We start from the raw sequence: 18,589 nt of genomic DNA, 5'->3' as shown, positions 1-18,589 counted from the left end.
GGATCAGTCCAGTAAAGAGAGGGTGACAGGCGTCAGGTGATTATCCTCGACGCGCACTTGCAGTTCGCCTTCGCCGAGCCTGGCTTTGAGGCGCTGGCCGGTGTGGGTCTGCGCGGCGTTGCGGATCGCATGGCCGCGCTCGTCCAGCAGAATGCTGTAACCACGGCCGAGCGTTGCCAGCGGGCTGACCACATGCAGCGTCTGCATCTGACTGTGCAATTGCAGGCGCCGGTTTTTCAGACCTTCGCGCATGGCACGGGGCAAGCGTTCGGCGAGGCTGTCGAGGCGCTGGCGCAACATCGCCAGTTGCCGCCCCGGATGTTGCCCGGCGAGGCGGGTTTCCAGGCGGATCAGGCGTTCGCGGCGGGTATTGAGATGTCGCTCGAAGGCCCGGCGCATGCGCATGTCCAGATCATCCAGACGCTGCGCTTGCTGACGCAGACGCTCGCCGGGATGACGCAGGCGACGGGCCATGCCTTCCAGGCGCAGACGGTCACGCATCAAGCGGTCACGCATGCGCATCACCAGGCGGCGATGCAGGCTTTCGACCTGACGGATCAGATGACTGGAGTCCGGGGCGAGCAGTTCGGCAGCCGCCGACGGCGTGGGTGCGCGCACGTCAGCGACAAAGTCGCTGATCGACACATCGGTTTCATGGCCGACGGCGCTGACAATCGGCGTCACGCAAGCATCGACGGCGCGGGCTACAGCTTCTTCGTTGAAGCACCAGAGATCTTCCAGCGAGCCACCGCCACGGGCGAGGATCAGTGCATCGAAGCCACGGGCATCGGCCATTTTCAGCGCGCGGACGATTTGTGCGGTGGCCTCGCGGCCCTGCACGGCCGTCGGAATCAGCGTCAGTTGCACCTGCGGTGCTCGTCGGCGGAATACGCTGATGATGTCGCGAATCACCGCGCCGGTTGGCGAACTGATGATGCCGATGCGCTGCGGATGCGCCGGCAGCGGCACTTTGCGTTCGGCGCTGAACAGGCCTTCGGCGCTGAGCTTTTCCTTCAAGGCATCGAAGGCCAGCCGCAACGCGCCGTCACCGGCAGGTTCGACGGTGTCGAGAATCAGCTGATAGTCGCCACGGCCTTCGAACAGCGAAACCTTGCCGCGCACCTTCACCGCCAGGCCATCCTTCAGCGCCTGACGCACGCGCGTCGCGTTCTGCCGGAACAGTGCGCAACGCACCTGTGCGCCGCTGTCCTTGAGGGTGAAATAGATGTGGCCGGACGCCGGGCGGGCGAGGTTGGAGATTTCGCCTTCGACCCAGATGTTGCTGAACACGTCTTCGAGCAACACCCGCACGCGGCCGTTGAGCTGGCTGACGGTCAGGACTTCACGGTCCAGGCCAAGTCTTGCAAAGGGATCTTTAATCATGGGGCGCAGTTTAAAGGCATTCTTCTGATCATTGCACGATCCCTGTAGGAGCTGCCGCAGGCTGCGATCTTTTGATCTTGATCTGTATGAAAAAGATCAAAAGATCGCAGCCTGGTTTTACTCGTCAGCTCCTACAGGGGATTGGTGAAGGTCTGGATGAAGTGTTGAATCAGTGGCGTCGGATTCTGGCGATAGGCGAGGGCGACGGTGCTGTGGCAGTCGGGATCGGCCAGCGGTAGAAAACGCACGCCGCTCGGGGCGATGTCTTGCATCGATTCCGGCAGCAGTGCAATGCCAAATCCGGCCTGGATCAACTGCAATTGCGTGGTTTTGCGCGACATCACTCGCGCGGCTTTCGGGAAAAAGCCCTGACGCATGCACAGATCGGCACACAGATAACTCAAGCCGCCGCGTTGCGGGTGCGGGATCGAGATGAACGCCTCGTCCTTCAGTTGGGCCAGATCGACGCGCTCAGCCTCGACCAATCGATGATCCATCGGAACTGCCAGCAGCAAGCGTTCAGTAAACAGCGGCACAAGTTGAATCCCTTCACGCTGGCGCAACACCGGCAGGCGCAGCAGGCCGATGTCGAGGCGCCCTTCGGCCAACTCTTCCAATTGCGCCTCAGAAGACAACTTGCCGATATCCAGTGACACGCCGGGCTGTTGTTGCAGGTAAGCGCCAATATCACTGAGCAAACGGCCGCTGATCGACACGGTGCTGGAATGGCTGAGGCGCAATGTGCCGAGCTGACCATTGCCGACCTCAGTGGCCATGGCGCTGGCCTTGCTCAGCTCGTTCAGCAGACTCCTTGCTCGTGGCAGAAACGCTGCGCCCGCTGCTGTGAGTCGAGGCTGACGCGCGGTGCGCTCGAACAGCGGGGTTTGCAGGCGCGTCTCCATGTCCTTGATCTGCCGGCTCAGCGCCGATTGCGCAACGAACAAACGTTCAGCTGCAGCACTGAAACTGCCGCATTCGGCAATTTCCACGAAGTAACGCAATTGACGGGTTGAAAGCACAGGCATGCCTTTTCGAGATGGGTAAGCGGCCTGGAAGATATTAGTCGCAACCCTCGACGCTGGCTAAAGTCATCTCAGGCTTATTAAGGAAGCGCATCGATGAGCGTGGCAGGGCTGTTGAGTGAGTGGTCGTGGGGGGGAGGTGCTTGGGTGGTGATCGGGCTGGGCATCGCCCTGGCTTACATCGTGTTCGGCATTGCCGGGTTTGGCACGGCGCTGGTGGCGGGGCCGATTCTGATTCTGTTCATGCCGTTGTCGAAGATTGTGCCGCTGTTGGTGCTGCTGGATTTTGTCGCGGCGTTCGGCAATCTGCTGCCGTCGCGGCGGGATGTGGCTAAACCGGAGTTGTTACGGCTGCTGCCGTGCATGGCGGTCGGTTGTACGTTGGGGGTGATCTTTCTACTTAATCTGAAATCCGATCTGTTGCTGTTGTTGATGGGGCTGTTTATTAGCGCTTATGCGATTTACAGCCTGTGGGTGAAAGCGCGGCCAGCGCAATTGTCGGCGGCGTGGGCAGTGCCGATGGGCACGGTGGGCGGATTGTTCGGCGCGCTGTTTGGCAGTGGCGGCTTTCTCTATGCGATTTATCTCAACAGTCGGCTGCCGAAAGACGTCGCGCGGGCCACGCAAAGTGCGCTGATCAGTTGCAGCACAGTGGTGCGTTTGAGCCTGTTTGCCATCGCCGGTGTGTATGCCGAGCTACCCTTGTTGATGCTGGCGCTGTGTCTGTTGCCGGCCATGGCGCTGGGGTTGTGGATCGGGCGTCGCTTGACCATAAAGCTGTCGCGCGAGGCGTTTGTGCGGCTGGTAACGTGGCTGGTGCTGGCGAGCGGGGTTGCGTTGATCGGGCGCTACCTCAGCACTTGACCGGATTCTGTCAGGGATTAAGCTGCCGGCCGCAATTCCCTGTGGGAGCCAGCCTGCTGGCGATCGCGGAGTGTCAGTCAACATTTGTATTGCTGACCCACCGCAATCGCCAGCAGGCTAGCTCCCACAATGGAAATCTTCAGTATCTGCAGCAGGCTTGCACCATGAACTCGCAAAGCATCATCGTCCCGAAAATCTCCACCCTGCCGGTCCATGAACCCCGGGCCCGGGCGATCCTGCGCTGGCTGGTGCGCAAAAACATCGTCAAAGAAGAGCTGAGCACCTGCGGACGCACTGGCAATCGGATGGCTTACGCGATTGCCGATGGCGCCCGTGCCGTGGTGCTGCACCCGCAAGCGCTGCCGTTCGGCGAGCCGATCAACGGGCTAGAGATCGTCACCAAACGCTGCATCTACACACCGGCCAAGGGTTTTCTCGAAGAGGCCGGTTGCGCCGAGTGCCGTCGCGAGGTCGGTGAAGCGTTGTTCGAAAGCCTTGAAGACTGGTTTCCAGGTCGCACCGACAACTTCACTTGCCCGGAATGCGGGCATGAAGACGACATCAACGGCTTTCTGTACTTGCAGGAATGTGCGTTTTCCAACCTTGGCTTCATCTTCAACAACTGGCTGGAAGCCGGATTCAAGCAGAGCTTTATCGATGAGTTCGCCGATTGGCTCGATCAACCTGTCTCTTGGGTCAAGGTGGAGCTGTAGCGGCGGGGGTCTCCGTATATCAGCAACATTGATATTAAGCTGAGTTTTACATTGAACAGCAGGGGGTGGATGACTATAATGGCGCGCTTCCATTTTCCCGCTCGGGAGCCCCCGCGATGCTGCGTATCAGCCAAGAAGCTCTGACATTCGACGACATTCTCTTAGTGCCTGGTTATTCCGAGGTACTTCCTAACGAAGTCAGTCTCAAGACCCGCCTTACCCGTGGCATCGAGCTGAACATTCCTCTGGTTTCTGCTGCAATGGACACCGTGACTGAAGCCCGTCTGGCAATCGCCATGGCTCAGGAAGGTGGCATCGGCATTATCCACAAGAACATGACCATCGAGCAGCAAGCTGCCGAAGTGCGTAAGGTCAAGAAGTTCGAAGCCGGCGTCGTCAAGGATCCGATCACCATCGAGGCTGATGCCACGGTGCGTGACCTGTTCGAATTGACCCGCATGCACAACATTTCCGGCGTTCCGGTTCTGCACGATGGCGACCTGGTCGGTATCGTCACTTCCCGTGACGTGCGTTTCGAAACCCGTCTGGAAGCCACCGTACGTGAAGTGATGACGCCTAAAGAGCGTCTGGTCACTGTGCGTGAAGGCGCCGACAAGAACGAAGTCCGCGAGCTGCTGCACAAGCACCGTCTGGAAAAAGTTCTGATCGTCGATGACAAGTTTGCCCTCAAAGGCATGATGACCGTCAAAGACATCGAAAAAGCCAAAGCCTACCCGCTGGCCAGCAAGGACGATCAAGGTCGTCTGCGCGTTGGTGCTGCTGTCGGTACCGGTAAAGACACCGGTGACCGTGTAGCCGCGCTGGTCAATGCCGGTGTGGACGTCGTGGTAGTCGATACCGCGCACGGTCACTCCAAAGGCGTGATCGACCGCGTTCGCTGGGTCAAAGAGAATTTCCCTGAAGTGCAGGTGATCGGCGGCAACATCGCCACCGGCGCCGCTGCCAAGGCCCTGGCCGAAGCTGGCGCTGATGCGGTCAAGGTCGGTATCGGCCCTGGCTCGATCTGCACCACCCGTATCGTCGCCGGTGTCGGCGTCCCGCAAATCAGTGCCATCGCCAACGTCGCCGCTGCCCTTGAAGGCACTGGCGTACCGTTGATCGCCGACGGCGGCATCCGTTTCTCCGGTGACCTGTCCAAGGCCATCGTAGCCGGTGCTTCCTGCGTGATGATGGGCTCGATGTTCGCCGGTACTGAAGAAGCGCCGGGCGAGATCGAACTGTTCCAGGGCCGTTCGTACAAGGCGTATCGCGGTATGGGTTCGCTGGGCGCCATGTCCCAGGCTCAAGGCTCCTCCGACCGTTACTTCCAGGACTCCTCGGCAGGCGCCGAGAAACTCGTTCCGGAAGGCATCGAAGGCCGTGTGCCGTACAAAGGCACTCTGAGCGCGATCATTCACCAGTTGATGGGCGGTCTGCGTTCCTCGATGGGTTACACCGGCAGCGCCAACATCGAAGAAATGCGCACCAAGCCTGAATTCGTGCGGATCACCGGCGCTGGCATGGCCGAATCCCACGTTCACGACGTGCAGATCACCAAAGAAGCGCCAAACTACCGCGTAGGTTGAGCCTTCAAGCTACAAGCAAAGCAACCGGGGCTGTTTGATTCAGCCCCGAGTTGTTTCTGAATCACGACTGTTTCTGAATGACTTAGACGAGACTGAATCATGGCCCTCGATATTCACGCTCACCGCATCCTGATCCTCGACTTCGGCTCGCAATACACCCAACTGATCGCCCGCCGCGTGCGCGAAATCGGTGTGTACTGCGAACTGCACCCGTTCGACATGGACGAAGATGCGATCCGCGAATTCGCTCCTAAAGGCGTCATCCTCGCCGGCGGCCCCGAGTCCGTGCACGAAGCCAATAGCCCGCGCTGCCCGCAAGCTGTGTTTGACCTGGGGGTACCGGTCTTCGGTATCTGCTACGGCATGCAGACCATGGCCGAGCAACTGGGCGGCAAGGTGGAAGGTTCCGAACTGCGTGAGTTCGGCTACGCCCGCGTTGACGTGGTCGGCAAGAGCCGTCTGCTCGACGGCATCGAAGACCACATCGACGCTGACGGCCTGTTCGGCCTCGACGTGTGGATGAGCCACGGTGACAAAGTCACCAAGATGCCGGAAGACTTCCACATCCTCGCCAGCACCCCGAGCTGCCCGATCGCCGGCATGTTCAACGACGATCGCGCCTACTACGGCGTGCAGTTCCACCCGGAAGTGACCCACACCAAACAGGGCGGTCGCATCCTCTCGCGCTTCGTTCTCGACATCTGCGGCTGTGAAGCGCTGTGGACGCCTTCGAAGATCGCTGAAGACGCCATCGCCAACATCCGCGCACAAGTCGGTACCGACAACGTGCTGCTGGGCCTGTCCGGCGGCGTTGACTCCTCGGTGGTTGCTGCGCTGCTGCACAAAGCCATCGGCGACCAGCTGACCTGCGTCTTCGTCGACAACGGTCTGCTGCGTCTGCACGAAGGCGAGCAAGTGATGGCCATGTTCGCCGAGAACATGGGCGTCAAGGTGATCCGCGCCAACGCTGAAGAGCAGTTCCTCAACAACCTGGCCGGCGAAGCCGACCCGGAGAAGAAGCGCAAGATCATCGGTCGCACTTTCATCGACGTCTTCGATGCCCAGTCGAACAAACTGGAAAACATCAAGTACCTCGCGCAGGGCACCATCTACCCGGACGTGATCGAGTCGGCTGGCGCGAAAAGCGGCAAGGCCCACGTGATCAAGTCGCACCACAACGTGGGCGGCCTGCCGGAAGAGATGAACCTGAAACTGGTCGAGCCACTGCGCGAACTGTTCAAGGACGAAGTCCGTCGTCTGGGTCTGGAACTGGGCCTGCCTTACGACATGGTCTACCGTCACCCGTTCCCGGGCCCGGGCTTGGGTGTGCGCATCCTCGGCGAAGTGAAGAAGGAATACGCCGACCTGCTGCGTCGTGCCGACCACATCTTCATCGAAGAACTGCGCAAAGCCGACTGGTACCACAAAGTCAGCCAGGCCTTCGTAGTGTTCCAGCCGGTGAAATCGGTTGGCGTGGTAGGCGATGGTCGTCGTTACGCTTGGGTTGTCGCCCTGCGTGCCGTGGAAACCATCGACTTCATGACCGCGCGTTGGGCTCACCTGCCTTACGAACTGCTGGAAACCGTATCCGGCCGCATCATCAATGAAATCGAAGGCATCTCCCGCGTGACTTACGACGTGTCGAGCAAGCCACCTGCGACGATTGAGTGGGAGTGATCCCACGCACGCCTTGAAGGCGTGAATGCAGGCAACCATGAGGCCGCGTGAAGCATTGTTTCACGCGGCCTTTGCGTTTTCGGCGTTCATCTAAAATCGGCTGACCTCAATCAGGAATCCGGCTGCGCAGGATCAGTCCCGTATCGGACAGCCGTTGAGACATGTCTTTCAGGTTGGCGAATGCGATGTCATTCACACGCTGCCACGCAGGTCGGTGGAGGGAGACTTTGCCGTCGTTCAATCGATTGATCAGTGTGCGTTGCAGCATGCCTTGTTTACTGCGGTGGATCAGTGTGTAGCTGTCGCCTGCTTTTTCGAAAATGTACATGCCGCGCCTGTACAAGAGATTCTCCAGCGTGTCGTCGGTCCAGGTCACCTCGGGTGCTGGCACTCTCAAGCGCAAATCGGCGCGCAGAAGATCTGGATTGCCTTGCCTGGCGGTGCCGCCGGGCGAGGTGCCTCGTGGTACTTCAATACCCGGGTCGACATCGACACCCGCCGCTTCACCGGGGCCGACTTCTTCGATTCGCAAGCCGATTCCTCCCTTCAATTCACTGATACCCAGTAGTCCTCTGAAGGTGTTGGTGTTGTGAGCATCGGTCACCACGATCCATTTCTTCGGGCTGTTGAGGTAGATGTCGCCGGTCATGATGTCGTTTGTCAGGTAGGTACTCATCATTTGCTCGTCGATGGAGGGCAGTGGTGTTTTCATTTTGTAACTCGCGGCGCAGTCGATTGCCTGAACCCGGACCCTGTTCGCTCGCGCGACCTTGACCAACTCCAGTGGGTTGAATCGACCATCAGGGTCAGTGCCGAGACTGGTCAGATAAGTGCGCAAATCCTCGGACATATTGCCGCTGGTGAAGTAGCGGTTCAGTTCAACCTGAGCGAAGTCGCTAAGCAGCCCACGCATGTAGAGGGTTTTCGCGTGCCGAGCCAGCGCTGGCATGTTTTCAATCAGAAATCCCATGCTGGTAATGCGATCGAGGGTTTCGCCCACTACCAGCCCTGGGGAGCTATCAAAAATGCCATCGACAAGGTCGCTCAGTGGGATCACTTCACTGACTTCGGGTATTGCCGGACGCGCAGGCTGGATGACCCACGGAAGGTTCTTGAAAAAGCCTCTGGCTGAACTCTGCAAGAGTTTGCGTTTGCCGGTGGCATACAACTCAAATGGATCGTCCATGCCAAAACCGCCGGTGCCGTCGGGCTGCAACCGGGCATGGGTTTCGTTGAGATTCAGCGCCCAGGATTTTATCGAGCGACGCACTGGCGGGTCGATGTCGTAGGCACTGGTCACTGGACGTGGCGGCCGCGATGTCGACGGTTGTATTTCCTCATCCGGTTGAATCGGTGATTCGGGTGGTGCAGGTTCGAAGGTATCGAGTTCGAGATCAGGGGCGCATTGTTTGCCCATGCATTGGCCACCACCTTTGAGGCCCAGTGCTGGCATCCGCTCCCATTCACCTTCGCCATTGATGCGTACCGGCAAGGCGTGGACCAGCTGGTTGGGGCGCTCCGGGTCAACGATTGCCCAGTCACCACTGCCGCGAGAGTTGGTGAAGTAACGCACATAGTACGGCGCGTCATTCATCAGAATGGCATAGGGCGGATCCGAGTCGAGACGGTAGATACCGTGGAACTTCCCGAACTCTTCGCCGAGTGGCGCACCATCGAGTATCTCGTTGCATTGATATCGTTCGGGCACCGCTGGCGGTGGCGCGTTCTGCGCTGGAACCAGCACCGTTTCATCGAGATCGGACACAGTGATGGCGACATCGTCCGGCGCCATGATCGGCAGTGGGTTGTCGGCTTCGGCGGCGGTATTCAAGGCTTCGCTGTACTCGGCCATTTCTGCGGCCTCGGCCGCCTCGACCTCGGCGCCTGTCTCCAGCATCGGACCGGCGCCGATCAGCAATGGAAGATTGAATAACAGGTTGATGCCACTCAAGACTGCGCCCAGTACGCCGGCCTTGCGTTCGGCGTTGGTCTTGCCGTTTTGCGCCTGATCAATATTCAGGCCCATGCTGGCAACGGTGGCACCAATCACCGGCAACGCCAGCGGCCAACCGACAGTTGCCATCGGACCAAACACCTTGAGGCCCGCACTCAGATAGCCGATCCACAGTTTTTTGCGCAAATCGCCATTGGACGTGAGGGACAGGTGGGCTTCGGCAAACATCGCCTGACGTGTCGAGTTGCGCAGCCAGCTGAATGCATCATCGGCCAGTACCTGGTTTGTGCGGTTGATCAGGTGATGGTCGGCCCGGCCCCAGGTGCTCACCAATCGATTCATCAGATCGGTCATGTTCTCGGTCATGTGCTGACGGTCGGCAAGGGCAAAATGATCCAGGAAGGACGCGCGACGTTTCGCGTCGTTCATTTGATCAAGCACCCACCAATGCAGGTCCGCCAGCGTTTCCTTGACCACGAACGCCTCGGCCTCACTGGGCAGATAGATAATCTGCCGACCGGCGGGATCGACGATACGCAGCAACCGGGTGGCGATATGCCCGTCAACGTCGAAGGCGAACACATTCCCCGTTGCCGTGTGGCTCGCTTGCAACATGCTCAGGGTGACCGGCCAGCGGACGGGTCCCGCTACCGAGTCCAGCAGCCATTGAAAGTCACTGCCGCTGAGCTGCCCAAGGTCCCGGGCCTGCACGGCACGGCTGAGAAAATTGCACTTGGCCAATGTGCGGAAGTTTTCGCCATGGCTGTTCCAGAAATCCGTCAGGGTGGCGGTGTAGTGCCCACTGAAATCGAGGTTCCAGAATGTCTTCAAAACCTCGTTGCCATGCAGGCGCACCTGGTTTTTTTCGTCGAAATTCTCGGCTTGCGGACCTTCGCTGTAGAAACCGCCGTACAAATCGAGAAGATCAGCGTTGTCCTGGTCGGTGGCGCGAAAACGATGAATGACCAACTGTGTCAGTGTCGTCGATTCGTAAGGGGTTTCGCGGGTGTGCTCCCAGCCGGTAAACGAGTGAGTGCTGCTCTGGGCCGTCTTGAAACGATGGAAAAATACGTGATCCGGATCAAGGCTGGACAAGCCTTTTGCTTCCAGCAGATCACGGGCCGCTTCATGGGCGGCATCCTGAAGACCGGGGCAGTTCTGCACGACGGTATAGGCGATTCGCTTCAGAGCCGCCTTGTCTGCTGCGTTCGGTAGAGGACTTTGTTGGGTGGCGTACATGCTTTCTCCATCCTTGAGAAATGAAGGCCGAGCATGGCCGATTCACTCAAGGGGAGTGCACTACATATGTACCGCACATGATCGTTCGAAACGTGTCTGCGTCAGCGCCGTGCCACATCGGAGAAGTAGAATTTGTCCAGAGTGTGCCGGGACTCGGTGTATTCGAATTGCCGACCGTCCTGCAGGAATGTCTGGTTACTGACAACGATCACGTGGCTCTGACCGTCGAGATCCAGATGCAACTGGTCATCTTTGCTGCGTGGCTGCGCTTCGATGGTGCGTTGGGCGTAAGCGATCTGTAGCTGCAGGGTCTGTTCGATGTAGGCGTAGATCGATTGCTCGGCGATATCGAGGGACAGGCCGGGAATTACCTCGGTGACAAAATGATTGATGTCGAGGATGACCCGTTTGCCGTCGATCCGCCGTACACGTTTGACCCGGGTTATGAGGCTGCCGGGCTCGGCATTGATGTGCTCGAGCAGACTGCCTTCAAGCGCGAACTGAGTCAGTTCGACGACGTCGGTGCTGACGTCATTTCCCAACCGCGGATAGGTTTCCTGAAAACTGACAATGCCACCGAGCTGAAACTCGATCGGGTTGGTCGAAAGCACGAACGTACCCTTGCCGTGCACCTTCTGGGCGAAGCCACGTTCCTGGAGGAGCTCAATGGCCTTGCGTACGGTGCCGCGGCTGGCCTGATAACTGTCCATCAGTTCGGTTTCGGACGGCAGTCGCGCGCCGCGTTCCAGGCGTTCGGTGGTAATGCTGGCCAGCAGATCGCTATAGATCTGGTTGTATTTACTCATGGAGGGGCTCGGTGCCGGCTGCGCTCAAAGCTTCGAACCTTAAGGGCAGGGTAGGGCTTTGTCCATTCATGGGTTGGAATCGCCTGAAGCAACAGTAGGAAATATCTCAATTTATCGGCAAAAAACAAACACAGACAAACTCGTCTGTACGAGTTGTTGCATTAACTCGTACAGACGAGTACTTTTCGCTTCGGCATGCTGCCAATAACAACAATCCACAGCGGAAGAACAAGCATGAGCCACGACTATCCGAATATCGCCAGGCAATTGCTGCAAAGCCTCGGCGGCAGCGACAACCTCGAACAGGCCGCCCATTGCGTTACGCGGTTGCGGCTGGCCCTTAAGGACCCGGGCCTGGTCGACAGCGCCACGCTGAACCAGATCGACCTGGTCAAAGGCTCGTTCTTCACCGGTGGCCTGTATCAGGTGGTGATCGGTCCGGGCGAAGTGGAAAAGGTCTATGCCGAACTGCGTCGTCAGACGGGGCTCGCGGCGTCGACCATCGCTGACGTCAAACAGAAAAGCGCCGAAAAGATCAACGCCATGCAGCGTCTGGTACGGGTGTTTTCCGACGTGTTCATGCCGATCCTCCCGGCGCTGATCATTGCCGGCCTGCTGATGGGCATCAACAATCTGCTCGGTGCCAAGGGCATGTTCATCGAAGGGCAGACCCTGCTCGATGCCTACCCGAAACTCGATGGGCTGTGGAGCCTGATCAATCTGATGGCCAACACCTCGTTCGTGTTTCTGCCGGCGCTGGTGGGCTGGTCGGCAGCCAAGCGCTTTGGCGGCAGCGAGATCCTTGGCATCGTGCTTGGTCTGATGCTGGTGCACCCGGATCTGCTCAACGCCTGGAACTACGGCAAGGCCGTGGCCGGGCTGGACGGGCAGCATCTGCCGTACTTCGACATTCTCGGATTGTTTCAGGTGGAGAAGGTCGGTTATCAGGGGCAGATCCTGCCGATTCTGCTGGCCGCCTACGTGATGAGCGTCATCGAAAAATGGCTGCGCACGCGCGTGCCCAACGCGATTCAATTGCTCGTGGTACCGATCACCACCATCGTCGTCACGGGCGTGCTGGCGCTGGCGGTGATCGGCCCGGTGACCCGCCACCTCGGCATCTTCATCACCGAAGGGCTGGTCATGTTGTTTGATCTGGCGCCGATGGTGGGCGGTGCGATTTTCGGTCTGCTGTATGCGCCGCTGGTGATCACCGGCATGCATCACATGTTTCTCGCGGTCGATCTGCAATTGATCTCGACCCAGGGCGGCACCTTCATCTGGCCGATGATCGTCATGTCCAACCTCGCTCAAGGCAGCGCCGCCCTGGCGGTGTTCTGGATGACCCGTAATGCACGGGACAAGGGCATGGCGTCGACTTCGGCGATTTCCGCCTACTTCGGTATCACCGAGCCGGCGATGTTCGGCGTCAACCTGCGCTACAAGTTTCCGTTCTATGCCGCGCTGACCGGCTCGGCACTGGGCTGCGTGTTCCTGTCGCTGAACAAGATTCAGGCCTCGGCGATCGGCGTCGGTGGTCTGCCGGGGTTCATCTCGATCATTCCGCAGTACATCCCGATGTTTTTGCTCGGGATGCTGATTGCCATGCTCGTGCCGTTTGTTCTGACCTGTGCCCTGAGCATGAAGATTGTCCGACCCGGTTATCGGGTTGCCTGATCAAGCGCTTTCGCGAGCAGGCTTGCTCCCACCGTCGATCGCATTTCAATGCGGGCGCGAGCTGCACGGACTTATTGAAGGAGTTGTGCCATGCAAGACTGGCAGCGTTCGGTGATCTACCAGATCTACCCGAAGAGTTTTCACAGCCACGCCGGCAACCCGACAGGTGATTTGCTTGGGGTCGTGGCAAAGCTCGACTACCTGCAATGGCTGGGTGTCGATTGTCTGTGGATCACGCCATTTCTACGTTCGCCGCAACGTGACAACGGCTACGACATCAGCGATTACTACGCGATCGACCCGAGCTACGGCAGCATGGACGACTGCGAGTTGCTGATTGCCGAAGCCGGTAAGCGCGGCATCAGATTGATGCTCGACATCGTGGTCAACCACACCTCGATCGAGCACGTCTGGTTCCAGCAGGCGCGCAGCAGTCTCGACAATCCCTACCGCGATTTTTATATCTGGCGTGATCAACCGAACAACTGGGAATCCAAGTTCGGTGGTTCCGCCTGGGAGTACGAAGCCCAGACCGGCCAATACTATCTGCACCTGTTCGACCATACCCAGGCGGACCTGAATTGGGCCAATCCCAAGGTGCGCGCTGAAGTGTTCAAGATGATGCGCTTCTGGCGCGACAAGGGCGTCGGCGGTTTTCGTCTGGACGTAATCAACCTGATCTCCAAGCCTGCGGATTTCCCCGAGGACAACAGCGACGGCCGACGCTTTTACACCGATGGGCCAAACGTTCACGAATACTTGCAGCAGATGCACCGCGAAGTCTTCGAAGGGCATGACCTGATCAATGTTGGCGAGATGTCATCGACCCGCCTCGAACACTGCATTCGTTATTCGAATCCGCAGTCTAAAGAGCTGTCGATGACCTTCAACTTTCACCATCTGAAAGTCGATTATCCGAACCTGCAGAAGTGGGTACGTGCCGATTTCGACTTCCTCCAGCTCAAGCAGATCCTGTCCGACTGGCAGACCGGCATGCAGGCTGGCGGCGGTTGGAACGCATTGTTCTGGTGTAACCACGATCAACCGCGAGTGGTCTCGCGCTTCGGCAATGACGGCGAGTACCGCGAACTCTCGGCAAAGATGCTCGGCACCGCGCTGCACTTTCTGCAGGGCACGCCTTTCGTGTATCAGGGCGAAGAGTTGGGCATGACCAATCCGGGGTTCGAATCGATCGAGCATTATCGCGATGTCGAGACGCTGAACATCTTTCGCCTCAAGCGCGAAGCCGGCAGCAGCGATGCCGACAACATGGCGGCGATCATGCAGAAGTCCCGCGATAACGGGCGCACGCCGATGCACTGGGACGGCGGACCGAACGCCGGTTTCAGCCGCGCCGAACCGTGGATCGGCGTACCGGCCAATGCCGCGCAAATCAATGTCACCAAGCAGCTCGATGACCCCGACTCGGTACTGCATCACTACCGCAATCTGATCGCACTGCGCCGCAGCGAATCTTTGATCACCGACGGGCGGTACCAACAATTGCTGCCTGAACACCCGCAAGTCTGGGCGTATGTGCGTGAAGGCAGCGCCGAGCGTTTGTTGGTGGTGAACAACTTCTACGGGACAACCTGTGAAGTGGAGTTGCCATCGACGGTCATCAGCGAGTCGATGAGCCAGCGCCAGTTGATCAGCAATTATCCGGAGGGGCCGTTGCGCAAGCGCCAGTTGACGTTGCGACCTTACGAGTCATTTGTCCTGCACCTGATCGATCCCTGACGTTTAACAAAAAAACAGCTTTCAAAAAACACGCAGTGCACTGCGCGGGGATTTCTGCGCGCCGAATTCATGCAACCAGACAATAAAAACAATGGGGTGGCTTATGAAAACAACAATAAATCGCAGCCTTGCAGTCGCAGGTTTTTGCCTGGCCTTACCGCCGGCTTCACAGGCGCTGGAGTTTGGCGGCTACTTGCGCAGCGGTGTCGGCACGTCGGTCAACAGCAGCGGTCAGTCGTGCTTCCAGTTACCGGGGGCGCAGACCAAATATCGTCTGGGTAACGAATGCGAGCAGTACGGTGAGCTGGAGTTGCGTCAGGATCTCTACACCCTCGACGACGGTTCGGTACTGAGTATCGATGGCATGGCCTCGCTGTATAACCGCTACGACCGCAGCCCCACCTTCAAAGACGACAACGGTTCGATCCGCCTGCCGCAGGCCTACGCACAGTGGTCGGCGATGCCCGCACTCAACGGTGGCTCACTGTGGGCCGGGCGCCGTTACTACAAACGCAATGACATCCATATTTCCGACTTCTATTACTGGAACCAGAGCGCCACGGGCGGCGGCGTCGAGGACGTACTGATCGGCGATCTGAAATACAGCTACGCCTTCTCGCGCAAGGACAACCTGTACCAGAAGGACTACATCAATCGGCATGACTTCAACGTCGCCGGTTTCAAGAGCAATCCGGGCGGTGAGCTGGAATTCGGCTTGAGCTATATCGACAAGCCCGACAGCCGCGATGCCCACCGGGGCTGGGCGATCACCACGCAGCATGTGCAGACGGATTTTCTCGGCGGCAAGAACAAACTGGCGCTGCAATACGGTGAAGGGCCGGGCACCGGGCTGGGTTATACCGGCAACGTCAAACTGGACGACAGCAACAAAAGCTACCGGATCGTCGAGTTTTTCGACTGGCAGGTGACGCCGCGTTTCGGTGGTCAGATCGCGGCGGTTTACCAAAAAGACATTAGACCGGACGGTGCAGATCAGAACTGGATCTCTTTGGGTGTACGTCCGACTTACGCGCTCAGCGAACACTTCAAACTGGTCACCGAACTGGGCCACGATCAAGTCGAAGCCCCGGGCGGCACGCGCAAACTGAGCAAGTTCACGTTTGCCCCGACCTGGTCGCCCAAAGGCCCGGAGTTCTGGGCGCGTCCCGAGGTGCGTCTGTATTACACGTACGCCACCTGGAACGAGGCGGCCAAACGCGCGGCCAACGAACTGGCCAAAGGCTCGGCGCTGTCTGACACCGGTGCCTTCGGCACCGCTCGGCACGGCGCGAACGTCGGATTGCAGGTCGAATACTGGTGGAAATAAGCGATGCTGGTGGGGCGTTGCGCTCCACGGGCACTTCAGAGAACAAACTGCAGGTGACGTCCATGGCCACACTCCAACAATTGCATTTACTGGCACCTTTGTCCGGCGTGCTGATACCGCTTGATCAAGTGCCGGATCAAGTGTTCTCCAGCCGACTGATCGGCGACGGTCTATGCATCGACCCGACTTCGGCAACGCTGTGCGCACCGCTGGCCGGGGTGGTCAGCAACGTGCAAGCCAGCGGGCATGCGGTGAGCATCACCGATGACAATGGCGTTCAGGTATTGCTGCACATCGGTCTGGACACGGTGAATCTGGCGGGGCAAGGGTTCCGCCGACGGGTCGAGGAAGGTCAGCGGGTTGAAGCGGGGCAGACGCTGATCGAATTTGACGCCGATTACATCGCGCTGCACGCCCGCAGTCTGATGACCCTGATGTTGGTGGTCAGCGGTGAGCCGTTCACCTGGCTTGCCGCGCCAACCGGTCTGGTTGAAGTCGGCCAGCCGTTGTTGAGCCTTGCCCATCCACAGATGCCCCGCGAAGCGTCGGTGGCGGGAGAAGGCGAAAGGCTGTTCTCGCCGTCGCTGCGACTGCCCAACCTCAATGGCCTGCACGCGCGTCCGGCGGCGATTTTCGCGCAAGCGGCAAAGACTTTTTCTGCGAGGATTTATTTGCACAAACTGCAGGCCGAGGCCAACGCCAAGTCAGTGGTTGCGATCATGGCGTTGCAGACAGCGCTGGGTGACAGTGTGCAGGTGAGTGCGGTGGGCGAAGACGCCGATGCCGCGGTCAGCACACTGTCCCGATTGCTGGCCGAGGGCTGTGGCGAAGCGGTGACAGCTCCAACGGCGGCAACGACAGTCGCGCCCTGCGAGCCAGAAACGCTGAAGGTGCTACGTGGAGTGTGTGCATCACCCGGTTCGGCGTTGGGGCAAGTGATGCAGATCATCGAGCCGGTGCTCGACGTGAAGACATTCGGCGCCGGTCCGCACGCTGAGCGCGAAATCCTCGCAAACGCCCTGATCGAGGCCGATATGGCCTTGCAGCATCTGCGTGACATTGCCGGCAGCGATGCGCAGGCGGACATTTTCAAGGCGCATCAGGAATTGCTCGCAGATCCCGGCCTGCTTGATCAGGCTCAGGCGTTGATCGCCGAGGGTAAAAGTGCCGCGTATGCCTGGCGGGCAGCCACCGAGTCGACAGCGGCTCTTTTCCGGCAACTCGGTAGCCCGTTGCTGGCCGAAAGGGCGGCGGATCTGGCTGATGTCGGGTCGCGGGTGCTGAAACTGATCCTCGGGGTCAGTGAGCATGCGCTGGCGCTACCGGCCGGAACAATCCTGATCGCCGATCAACTGACGCCTTCGCAGACCGCCGGACTCGATACCGACAGGGTGTCGGGGTTCGCCACGGTTGGCGGGGGGGCGACCAGCCACGTTGCCATTCTGGCACGAGCGTTGGGCTTACCCGCGATCTGCGGGATGCCTGCGCAAATGCTCGCGTTGGCCAATGGCTCCCAGGTATTGCTCGATGCCGACAAAGGCGAACTGCAGCTGAATCCGGATTCCCTGACGATCAGTCAATGGCAGACCCGGCATGAGCAACAACGCCTGCGTCACCAACACGAACACGCGCAGGCGGCGCTGGCCGCCCGTACCCGCGACGGTCATCCCGTCGAGGTGACGGCCAACGTCGCCTCACTGAGCGAAACTGAACAGGCGATGACCTTGGGCGGTGCCGGCGTGGGGCTTCTACGTTCGGAGTTTCTTTATCTGGATCGCAATCATGCCCCCACGCGCGATGAACAGGTGTCGACCTACAGCGCCATCGCCCGGGCGGTAGGCCCCTTACACAATCTGGTGGTACGCACGCTGGATGTCGGCGGCGACAAACCGTTGGCGTACGTGTCGATGGACAGCGAAACCAACCCGTTCCTCGGCCTTCGCGGGATTCGGCTGTGTCTGGCGCGGCCGGATCTGTTGCGCGAGCAGTTCCGGGCAATTCTCGGCAGTGTCGGCCTGACGCGTCTGCACATCATGTTGCCGATGGTTACCCAGCTTGCGGAATTGCGTCAGGCCCGGCAGATCCTGGAGGAACAAGCGCTGGCGCTGAGTCTTGAGCAATTGCCGAAGCTGGGCATCATGATCGAAGTCCCGGCGGCGGCATTGATGGCTGACCGGTTTGCGCCGCATGTGGATTTCTTTTCGATCGGCACCAACGATCTGACTCAATACACCCTGGCGATGGATCGCGATCATCCGCGCCTGGCCAGTCAGGCGGACAGTTTTCATCCCTCGGTACTGCGCCTGATTGCCATGACCGTGAAAGCCGCGCACACGCATGGCAAATGGGTGGGCGTCTGCGGTGCGATGGCTTCCGAGCGGCTCGCGGTGCCACTGCTGCTGGGGCTTGGCGTGGATGAACTGTCCGTGAGTGTGCCGCAGATTCCCGCGATCAAGGCGGCGGTGCGCGAGGTGGATCTGCGCGATTGCAAGGCCATTGCCGAACAGGTGCTGGGGCTTGAGAGTGCTGAAGAGGTGCGTGAGGCGCTGCGCCTGTATCACGAGGCGACGGCGGAAACTTTACCGGTTCTGGAGAACTGAA

General features: G+C 59.3%; 12 protein-coding genes. 8 read left to right on the top strand and 4 right to left on the bottom strand.

What is annotated here, in order from left to right:
• Positions 1-3: 3 nt before the first annotated feature.
• On the bottom strand, positions 4-1,383 hold the full coding sequence (gene xseA / locus BK670_RS25435; protein ID WP_123453912.1) for an exodeoxyribonuclease VII large subunit: 1,380 nt from the start codon (positions 1,381-1,383) through the stop codon (positions 4-6).
• A gap of 131 nt (positions 1,384-1,514) precedes the next feature.
• Positions 1,515-2,402 (bottom strand): LysR family transcriptional regulator, encoded by an 888-nt coding sequence (locus BK670_RS25430; protein ID WP_123453966.1) that lies wholly within the window; start codon positions 2,400-2,402, stop codon positions 1,515-1,517.
• A gap of 99 nt (positions 2,403-2,501) precedes the next feature.
• On the opposite strand from BK670_RS25430, the gene BK670_RS25425 reads away from it, so the two are divergent.
• The 4 genes from BK670_RS25425 to guaA all read left to right on the top strand — a co-directional run bounded on the left by BK670_RS25425 (position 2,502) and on the right by guaA (position 7,245).
• Positions 2,502-3,269, top strand: a complete 768-nt coding sequence (locus BK670_RS25425; RefSeq protein ID WP_123453910.1) for a sulfite exporter TauE/SafE family protein — start codon at positions 2,502-2,504, stop codon at positions 3,267-3,269.
• A gap of 164 nt (positions 3,270-3,433) precedes the next feature.
• Positions 3,434-3,982, top strand: a complete 549-nt coding sequence (locus BK670_RS25420; protein WP_108590387.1) for a sugar ABC transporter ATPase — start codon at positions 3,434-3,436, stop codon at positions 3,980-3,982.
• Positions 3,983-4,098: 116 nt separating this feature from the next.
• Positions 4,099-5,568 (top strand): IMP dehydrogenase, encoded by a 1,470-nt coding sequence (gene guaB, locus BK670_RS25415; protein ID WP_034156270.1) that lies wholly within the window; start codon positions 4,099-4,101, stop codon positions 5,566-5,568.
• Positions 5,569-5,667: 99 nt separating this feature from the next.
• Positions 5,668-7,245: a glutamine-hydrolyzing GMP synthase gene (gene guaA / locus BK670_RS25410; RefSeq protein WP_042608327.1), complete on the top strand. Its 1,578-nt coding sequence runs from the start codon at positions 5,668-5,670 to the stop codon at positions 7,243-7,245.
• Positions 7,246-7,351: 106 nt separating this feature from the next.
• Here the strand turns inward: guaA and BK670_RS25405 are convergent, their stop codons facing one another.
• Positions 7,352-10,438, bottom strand: a complete 3,087-nt coding sequence (locus BK670_RS25405; RefSeq protein WP_123453908.1) for a membrane-targeted effector domain-containing toxin — start codon at positions 10,436-10,438, stop codon at positions 7,352-7,354.
• Between the two features lie 101 nt (positions 10,439-10,539).
• Complete coding sequence (treR, locus tag BK670_RS25400; RefSeq protein WP_123453906.1) at positions 10,540-11,244, bottom strand: trehalose operon repressor; 705 nt, start codon at positions 11,242-11,244, stop codon at positions 10,540-10,542.
• A gap of 234 nt (positions 11,245-11,478) precedes the next feature.
• Between treR and treP the strand changes: the two genes are divergently transcribed.
• From treP to ptsP, 4 genes are all read left to right on the top strand, one after another.
• Positions 11,479-12,921, top strand: coding sequence for a PTS system trehalose-specific EIIBC component (gene treP / locus BK670_RS25395; RefSeq protein WP_123453904.1), 1,443 nt, complete (start codon positions 11,479-11,481; stop codon positions 12,919-12,921).
• Positions 12,922-13,011: 90 nt separating this feature from the next.
• On the top strand, positions 13,012-14,661 hold the full coding sequence (treC, locus tag BK670_RS25390) for an alpha,alpha-phosphotrehalase (RefSeq protein WP_123453902.1): 1,650 nt from the start codon (positions 13,012-13,014) through the stop codon (positions 14,659-14,661).
• Positions 14,662-14,764: 103 nt separating this feature from the next.
• Entirely contained in the window at positions 14,765-15,988 is a 1,224-nt protein-coding gene (locus tag BK670_RS25385; RefSeq protein WP_123453900.1) for a maltoporin, read from the top strand.
• 62 nt (positions 15,989-16,050) lie between these two features.
• A complete protein-coding gene (gene ptsP / locus BK670_RS25380) occupies positions 16,051-18,588 on the top strand; it encodes a phosphoenolpyruvate--protein phosphotransferase (protein WP_123453898.1) in 2,538 nt (845 codons plus the stop codon).
• The last annotated feature ends 1 nt before the right edge of the window (position 18,589 follow it).

The sequence above is a fragment of the Pseudomonas fluorescens genome, from assembly GCF_003732425.1.
Taxonomy (GTDB): Bacteria; Pseudomonadota; Gammaproteobacteria; order Pseudomonadales; family Pseudomonadaceae; genus Aquipseudomonas; species Aquipseudomonas fluorescens_BE.
The sequence above is the reverse complement of the archived record's forward strand: the minus strand, read 5'-3'. Positions and strand labels throughout refer to the sequence as shown.